Below are 8,273 nucleotides of genomic sequence, written 5' to 3'. Positions count from 1 at the left end.
CGCCGACGCACGCCCTCGAACTGCTCGACGCCTTCCGCCTCGACGCGCGCAAGAGCCGCTATGCCGATTGGGACGAGCTGATCGCCTATTGCCGGCTCTCGGCCATGCCCGTCGGCCGCTACGTGCTCGATGTGCACGGCGAGGATCGGAGTGTGGTCTGGCGGTCCTCGGACGCGATTTGCGCCGCCCTGCAGATCATCAACCACCTGCAGGATTGCGGGAAGGATTTCCGCAGCATCGACCGGGTCTACATTCCCCAGGATGCCATGGACCGGCACGGCGCGGCGATCTCCGAACTCGGGGCCGGCAAGGCCTCGCCGGCCCTGCGCGGCGTCATCTCCGAGTTGGCGGAACGCACCATGGGGTTGCTCGACGAGGGGGCGGTCTTGCCTGACCTCATCGCGGACCTGCGCCTGAGCCTGGAGATCGCGGCGATCCACCGCCTCGCCGTCGTCCTCTGCAAGGGGCTGATGGAACGCGATCCCTTGAGCGAGAAGGTCCACCACGGCAAGGCCGCCTTCGCCCTGACGGCACTCGGCGGCATCGCCGCGACCCTGGGCCGGCGACCGTTCCGCGGCCGCACCCTGCGCGCCGAGGCCCGCAAGACCTCCCCGGGGAGCCGCCCGTGAGCGCCACCGCATCTCCCGCCGTGGCGGCGACACCCACGGAAGCCTCCGCCCTACCGGCGAAATCCTCGTCGTTCTACACGGCGATGCGCCTACTGCCTCCAGAGCGCCGGACCGCGATGTACGCCGTCTACGCCTTCTGCCGGGCGGTCGACGACGTCGCCGACGATGGCGGGCCGGCCCCCGTCCGAGCGGCGGAACTCGACCGCTGGCGCGTCGACATCGACGAACTCTATGCCGGGCGTCCCGCCGCGCGCGTGCAGGACCTCGTCGTGCCGATCCAGCGCTACGGTCTCCTGCGCGCGGATTTCCAGGCCGTGATCGACGGCATGGCGATGGACGCCTTCGAGGACATCATCGCCCCCGACGAGGCCACCCTCGACCTCTATTGCGACCGGGTCGCCAGCGCGGTCGGTCGTCTGTCCGTGCGAATTTTCGGCGTGTCGGAGGTGGAGGGCGTCGCCCTCGCGCACCATGAAGGCCGCGCCCTGCAGCTCACCAACATCCTGCGCGACATCGACGAGGACGCTGCGCGCAACCGCCTCTACCTCCCCCGCGAGAAGCTCGCCGACATCGGCCTGCACGCGCCGACGCCGCAGCAGGCCGTCGACCATCCGCGCATCGGCGAGGTTTGCGCGAAGGTCGCGGCCGAAGCCGAGGCCCATTACCGGGAAACCTGGGCGATCATCGCCCGTTGCCCGCGCAAGGTCACCAAGGCACCGCGCCTGATGGCGGCGGCCTACCGCCTCTATCTCGACGCCGTCCTGGCGCGGGGCTGGGACAAGCCGCGCGCGCGGGTGAAACCGAGCAAGCTCGCCCTCCTCGGCGTCGCCCTGCGGCACGGAATCCTCTGATGGCCGGAACGGTCCACGTCGTCGGCGCAGGGCTCGCCGGTCTGTCGGCCGCCGTCTCGCTCGCCGAGCGCGGTGCCCGCGTGGTCGTGCACGAGGCCGCCAAGCAGGCGGGCGGGCGCTGCCGCTCCTATTACGATTCGACCCTCGGCCTGACCATCGACAACGGCAACCACCTGCTCCTGTCGGGCAATACATCGGCGCTCGCCTTCATGCGCACGATCGGTGCTCCCGACAGTGCGCTGAGCGGACCGGCGGAGGCCGCCTTCCCGTTCGCGGACCTGAAGACCGGCGAGCGTTGGACCCTGCGTCCGAACGCCGGTCGTGTACCCTGGTGGGTGCTCCAGGCGTCCCGCCGGGTGCCCGGCACCAGCGCGCGCGATTACCTCGCGCCGTTGGGCATCCTGAAGGCCGCCGCCGGCAAGGCGCCTGGCCAGGGTGGCACCATCGGTGAGAGCATGGCCTGCGCGGGCAAGCTCTACGAGCGCCTCTGGCATCCTGTGCTGCTGGCCGCCCTCAATACCGATCCCAAGGAAAGCGACACCGGGCTCGCAGCCACGATCCTGCGCGAGACGCTGGGGGCCGGCGGCAAGGCCTGCCGGCCCCTGGTCGCCGTCGGCGGTCTCTCGGCGGCCTTCGTCGATCCGGCCGTCGCCTACCTGGAGCGGCACGGGGCGGAGCTACGGTTCGGCCACCGCCTGCGCAGCCTGACGCTCGGTGCCGGCCGCATCGACGGACTCGTCTTCAGCGACGAATCGATCAGCCTCGGCCCCGATGATTCGGTGGTCCTCGCCCTGCCGCCCTGGGTGGCGAGCGACCTCCTGCCCGGTCTGCCGGCGCCTCAGAGTCACCGCTCCATCGTCAACGCGCACTTCGCTGTGGTTCCGCCATCGGGCTCGCCGTTACTTCTCGGCGTGGTGAATGGACTGACCGAATGGCTGTTTGCCTATCCGGATCGTCTGTCCGTGACCATCAGTGGCGCGGATCGTCTCTTGGATGTGCCGCGCGAGGATTTGGGACGTCGGATCTGGGACGAGATCGTGACCTTGACTGGACTTGCACCGGAACTGCCAAGCTGGCAGATCGTCAAGGAGAAGCGGGCGACCTTCGCGGCAACGCCCGCCGAGGCCGCGCGGCGCTCCGGCGCCGTGACGGCCCATCGGAATCTCGTCCTGGCAGGCGACTGGACCGCGACCGGTCTGCCTTCGACGATCGAGGGAGCGATCCGTTCGGGAACGACGGCCGCCTACGCGCTCGCCCGGTCCGCGGGCACGTGTGGACAGGCACCGGCACGCGGCGCGGCGTGAGTTATGGCGGCTGCCTGAGCAGCCGATGAGGCGAGGACGATGCGGGAAGCATTCAGAAAGGTCGAGGCGCTGCAGCGACCGAAGACGCAGGAAATCTCACTCGAGGACGTCGAGCGCGGTGTCGTGCGTGCGACCCAGGCCCTCTCGGCCCTGGCGCATGCCGATGGGCACCTGTGCTTCGAACTCGAGGCCGACGCGACGATCCCGTCCGAATACATCATGTTCCACCAGTTCCGGGCCACCGAGATCCCGGCGGAGCTGGAAGCCAAGATCGGCAACTACCTGCGCCGCACGCAGGGCAAGCACGGCGGCTGGGCGTTGGTCCATGACGGGCCGTTCGACATGAGCGCCAGTGTGAAGGCCTATTTCGCCCTCAAGATGAGCGGCGATTCGATCGAGGCGCCGCACATGCGCCGCGCCCGTGAGGCCATCCTCTCCCGCGGGGGCGCCGCCAATTCCAACGTTTTCACGCGCTTCCTGCTCGCGCTCTACGGCGAGGTGCCCTGGCGCGCCGTGCCGGTGATGCCCGTGGAGATCATGCATCTGCCGAAGTGGTTCCCGTTCCACCTCGACAAGGTCTCCTATTGGGCGCGCTGCGTGATCGTGCCAATGCTGGTGATCCAGGCGAAGAAGCCGCTCGCCAAGAACCCGCGCGGCATCGGCATTCCCGAGCTCTTCGTGGCGCCGCCCCAGACCGTGCGGACCTGGCCGGGCAGCCCGCACGCGACCTGGCCGTGGACGCCGATCTTCGGCGCCATCGACCGCATGCTCCAGGTCACGCAAGAATACTTCCCGAAGAAGCGCCGCGCGCGCGCAGTCGACAAGGCCGTGGCCTGGGTCAGCGAGCGGCTGAACGGCGACGACGGCCTCGGCGCGATCTTCCCCGCCATGGTCAACACCGTGCTGATGTACGACGTGCTCGGGTACCCGGCGGACCACCCACAGGTGCGGATCGCCTGTGAGGCGATCGAGAAGCTCGTCGTTGTCAAGGAGAACGAGGCCTACGTGCAGCCCTGCCTGTCCCCGGTCTGGGACACGGCGCTCGCCGGTCACGCGCTCCTCGAGGCCGGCGGACCCGAAGCCGAGCATCAGGCCCGGCGTGGCCTCGACTGGCTGAAGCCGCTCCAGGTGCTGGACATCAAGGGCGATTGGGCGGCCGGCCGTCCGAACGTGCGTCCCGGCGGCTGGGCTTTCCAGTACGCCAACCCGCACTTTCCCGACCTCGACGACACTGCCGTCGTGGTGATGGCCATGGACCGGGCGACGCATCAGCGCGGCCTCGTGGCCGACGTGCCGGACTATGCCAACGCGATCGCCCGCGCCCGCGAATGGGTCGAGGGCCTGCAATCGAGCGACGGCGGCTGGGCGGCGTTCGACGCCGACAACAACCACCATTACCTCAACCACATCCCGTTCTCGGATCATGGGGCGCTGCTCGATCCGCCGACAGCCGACGTGACCGCCCGCGTCGTCTCGATGCTGTCCCAGCTCGGCGAGACCCGCGCGAGCTCGAAGGCCCTCGACCGGGGCGTGACCTACCTGCTGAACGATCAGGAGGAGGACGGCTCCTGGTACGGCCGCTGGGGCATGAACTTCATCTACGGCACGTGGTCGGTGCTCTGCGCCCTTAACGCGGCGAACGTCGATCCGGCTTCGCCGGAAATCCGCAAGTCCGTGGCTTGGCTGATCCGGATCCAGAATCCGGATGGCGGCTGGGGCGAGGATGCCTCGTCCTACAAGATCGACCCGGCCTTCGAGCCCGGCTACTCCACCGCCTCGCAGACGGCTTGGGCGCTGCTGGCCCTGATGGCGGCAGGCGAGGCCGACGATCCGGCCGTGACGCGGGGCATCAACTACCTCACGCGCACGCAAGGCGCGGACGGGTTCTGGTCCGAGGAGCGCTATACCGCCACCGGCTTCCCGCGGGTGTTCTATCTGCGCTACCACGGATACCCGAAATTCTTCCCGCTCTGGGCCATGGCCCGCTACCGCAACCTGAAGCGCAGCAACACCCGGACGGTCGCCTTCGGGATGTAAGGCGAGCGGACCCGCGTCATGGCCTCGGATACAAGCTCACGTCCCGTCCTCGCCGTGACGGGCCTCGCGAAAGAGGCGCGCCTCGCAGCCGGACCGGGGGTCGAGGCCATCGGTGCGGGCGGTGACCCCACCCGCCTCCGCGCCCTTCTCGCCACGCGCGCCGAGCCCCGGTGCCGTGCCGTCGTCAGCATCGGCATCGCCGGCGGCCTCGATCACGATGCGCGGCCCGGCGACGTGCTGGTCGCCACGTCCATCGTGTATGCCGGCCGTAGCCACGCCGCCGATCCGTTCATCGCGAACACGCTGCTCGGCCTGCTGGCCGGATCAGGTCTGCGCGTGCGCTCTGCCCCGCTCGCGGGTGTCGATGAGGCCGTTCTCGAGGTCGCCGACAAGGCCGCATTGCGGGCAGCGACGGGCTGTGCCGCCGTCGACATGGAATCCCACGTCGCCGTCGCCTTCGCGGAGCGGCACGGAATGCCTTTCGCGGCCCTGCGCATCGTGTGCGATCCCGCCACCCGTGCCATCCCGGCTTTTGCCGCCAAGGCGCTGAAGCCGAACGGCGAGCCCGATATTTGGGGCGTCCTCGCGGCGGTGATCCGCGCGCCTGGACAGATCGGGCCCCTCATCCATCTGGCGCGGGATTCGGGCGCCGCCTTCGCGAGCCTGAAGCGCTGCCGCGCGCGGCTCGGCCCGGGGCTGGGCGTTCCGGCGTAGCGAACCGAACGAACGCGGGACCAGCTCGGTCAGCGGCCGCCCGGTCCGCCGGAGCCGCCGCCGAACCCGCCCGGTCCCCGGCCGAAGCCACCGGGTCGTTCGAGGCCGCCACCGGGCCCACTTCCAGGCCCAGCCCCGAATCCATGACCGGGTCCGCCACCGAACCCACTGCCGCGTTCGCCGCCGAAGCCACCTTGCCCGGGGCCGAACGCACCAGGGCCGGCGCCACTGGGTGAACGCGTGTCGATGTCCAGGCGCCGTGGCCCGCCGGGAGCCCCGCCGTCGAAGCGCGGGGCCCCTCCCCGTGATCCGCCCTCGGGGAGAGCCGGGCGCTCGGGCATCGCCGGTCGTTCGGTCCCGCGCGCGTCGATGCGCAGACGCTCCACGGTCAACCTGCCGTCGAGCCCCGGTTCCGCCGTCACGATGGCGCGCACGCTCCCGCGCCGGGGGACGTCGGAGACGGGGGCGCCCGAGACGTCGAAGCCGGAGCCGAGATGCAGGCCGCGCCCGTTGCGCCCGACATAGGCCTCGATGGATACGCGCCGCAGGCCCGGCACGAACAGCGCGCGCGCCTCGTCTACCCGGGCAACGGCGAGGTTCGGGCCGCTGGCCTCTCCGATCACCGTGGCGCGGCGACCGACATGCTGCGGATCGACGCCGAGCAGCGTCAGGTTCCCGATCATCGCGCAACCTTCGGCGCCGCGCCGAATTTTGCCCGCCACCCGGGCCTGACCGGTACTACGGGGCTCGATCAGGCTCGCCACCACCACACCGTCGGGCCGGCGCAGGCCGCTGACGGCGACGCGGTCGCCCGTCTTCCAGCGTCCCGCCTGGGCCGCCGGCAGTGCGACGCGCTGTCCGAGGACGGTCAACGTCCCCTTGCCTGTCGCCTCGACGGGACCGACCACCTCGCTGGTGACGTCGATGCGGCGGGTCGAGAGCGCGCCTCCGTCTGCGTGGGCCACGACACGGACCACGTGGCCGATCCTGAGGTCGGAGACCGAGGCCGGCGCCCCGTCGATTCGTACGGCAACGTCCTTCGGATAGGCGATGCGCAGGTCGTTGACGACGATGGAGCCGAAACGACGAATCGTCCCGATCACACCGGTGCCGCCGATACCGCGGTCGCCGGTCTCCTCGGTTCCGTCACCGGGGGGCGGGGTCGGGCGGGCGCCGGTGCCGCCGATGCCCTGGTCGCGGATCGGCGGCAGCGGATCGGCCTGCGCCGCGAGAATGAGGGGAGCGGAGGCGAGCAGACGCAGGGCGTCGCGACGGGTGGGCGCACGCATGGTCGGCTCCCTCACGCCTTGGCCGCCGCGGGCGGCACATCCTCGGCGTAGACGTAGAGGCCGAAGTTCCAGCGGTGGCTGCCACCGGGATCGGTCTCGCAGGCGGCGTGCGCCTCGCGGTTGGCCTGCTGGAGCGCCTCCATGGCGATTTCGCGCGCCCGCGCCTCGAGACGCTCGGCGAGGTCTCGCGAGAGCCCGTCATAGTGGACGGCGCGTTCGAGGAAACGCGGCGTCGGGCCGGTGATGTTGGCGACACTCGCGGCGATGTGGTCGTGCAGGTTCCGACCAAAATAATAGAGGTGGGACTCGTCGCCCCCCTTCGGCACATAGGCCGCCTCCGTGAGGACGATCCGGCCCTCCGCATCCGGAACGACGAGCCCCCGGTCCAGCCATTGGTCGAGGACGGCGCGGGGGCGCAGATCGCGGGTCACGGCTGCCACCAGAGCCTCGAAGGACGGAGCGTCCCCCTCGCCGATCCGCGCCAGTGGCAGGGGCTGGCCGTTCACATCCGTGAAGCGCGGATCGGCGAGCCAGCGTGCGATGATGCGACTCGTGCGCGAAACGGCCGAGGGCACGACGCTGACCGGCGCGCCCGCCCCGCGCAGGCGGCTCACCTCCTTGCGGTGGATGCCGGTGAGGAGGCTGACCCGGCTGTCCGTCTGCTCCTTGCCGGGCAGCGAGAAATCGTACTCGGCGACGTTCACGTAAAGCTCGCGCAGGAGCGTCGTCAGGGCCGGGAAGGTGATGCCGCGGGCGACGAACAGGCGCACCAGGGGGCGCAGCAGGCGCGCCACCGGGGCATGCAGATTGGCGCCCTCGGGCGGAGTCTCGGACGGATCGGCCATTGGAGCACCTTAACGACCACTGTGTGGGACACAATCCCACGACGTGTGGATCGGCACGTCGAACGGCACCCTAAAGTTTGACGTGGGAAATTTACACACATATCAAATTTGCGTGGTCAAATTTCCCACGGAGGTCGGTATGTCCCCGTTTAGGCTCGCAGTCGCCGATTTTGGCTTGCCGCCGATGCAGCTTTCCGGCGGTTCGCACGGGCCCTCCGGCGCTCCGCACCTGAACGCATCCTATCTCATGCGCGGCCTCTACCTCGTAACCGCACTCGCGCTGCCCGCCCTCGGAATCCATCTGGCGGGCCGACCCGCCCGGACGCCGGATGCCGAGGCGATGCAGGTCGCCGCCGTCCATTTCGCTCCCCCGCTCCGGACGGCGGCGATTTCCCCCAGCCCGAGCCGTCGCTGATGGTCCCGTCTCGGATGCCTATGGCCATACATCCGTTCCATGCACGGACGTGCGACGGTTACTGCCCCGTGGTCGACCTGATGCTTTGTGGTGTGCTGGCGATCTCCCTCCTCTGCCTGCTCTTCCTCACCCTATGACGTGACCCCGGGTTCCCCACCGATGCCGCTGTACAGATCCGACCCGCGCCTG

The 8,273-nt window shown here is 70.0% G+C and carries 8 protein-coding genes; 6 read left to right on the top strand and 2 right to left on the bottom strand.

Annotated elements, in window-relative coordinates; translation table 11 throughout:
- From MFF30_RS01435 to MFF30_RS01415, 5 genes are all read left to right on the top strand, one after another.
- Positions 1-629 (top strand): squalene/phytoene synthase family protein (locus tag MFF30_RS01435; RefSeq protein WP_238275622.1); only part of this gene is annotated, 629 nt, incomplete at its 5' end.
- A complete protein-coding gene (gene hpnD, locus MFF30_RS01430) occupies positions 626-1,480 on the top strand; it encodes a presqualene diphosphate synthase HpnD (RefSeq protein ID WP_238275620.1) in 855 nt (284 codons plus the stop codon). The genes MFF30_RS01435 and hpnD, both read left to right, overlap by 4 nt.
- Positions 1,480-2,784 (top strand): hydroxysqualene dehydroxylase HpnE, encoded by a 1,305-nt coding sequence (gene hpnE / locus MFF30_RS01425; RefSeq protein WP_238275618.1) that lies wholly within the window; start codon positions 1,480-1,482, stop codon positions 2,782-2,784. Before hpnD ends, hpnE begins: the two co-directional genes overlap by 1 nt.
- 39 nt (positions 2,785-2,823) lie before the next feature.
- Entirely contained in the window at positions 2,824-4,821 is a 1,998-nt protein-coding gene (gene shc / locus MFF30_RS01420) for a squalene--hopene cyclase (RefSeq protein WP_238275616.1), read from the top strand.
- 18 nt (positions 4,822-4,839) lie between these two features.
- A complete protein-coding gene (locus tag MFF30_RS01415; protein WP_238275614.1) occupies positions 4,840-5,535 on the top strand; it encodes a phosphorylase in 696 nt (231 codons plus the stop codon).
- 29 nt (positions 5,536-5,564) lie between these two features.
- On the opposite strand, the gene MFF30_RS01410 is transcribed toward MFF30_RS01415, so the two are convergent.
- Together MFF30_RS01410 and MFF30_RS01405 are read right to left on the bottom strand one after the other, a co-directional pair.
- A complete protein-coding gene (locus MFF30_RS01410; RefSeq protein WP_238275612.1) occupies positions 5,565-6,824 on the bottom strand; it encodes a DUF5666 domain-containing protein in 1,260 nt (419 codons plus the stop codon).
- An 11-nt stretch (positions 6,825-6,835) separates the two neighbouring features.
- On the bottom strand, positions 6,836-7,669 hold the full coding sequence (locus MFF30_RS01405) for a DUF6502 family protein (protein WP_238275602.1): 834 nt from the start codon (positions 7,667-7,669) through the stop codon (positions 6,836-6,838).
- 139 nt (positions 7,670-7,808) lie between these two features.
- On the opposite strand from MFF30_RS01405, the gene MFF30_RS01400 reads away from it, so the two are divergent.
- On the top strand, positions 7,809-8,084 hold the full coding sequence (locus tag MFF30_RS01400) for a hypothetical protein (RefSeq protein ID WP_238275600.1): 276 nt from the start codon (positions 7,809-7,811) through the stop codon (positions 8,082-8,084).
- The last annotated feature ends 189 nt before the right edge of the window (positions 8,085-8,273 follow it).

Source organism: Methylobacterium goesingense, from assembly GCF_022179225.1.
Taxonomy (GTDB): Bacteria; Pseudomonadota; Alphaproteobacteria; order Rhizobiales; family Beijerinckiaceae; genus Methylobacterium; species Methylobacterium goesingense.
Note: the sequence above shows the minus strand (reverse complement) of the source record. Positions and strands in the feature narration are given on the sequence as shown.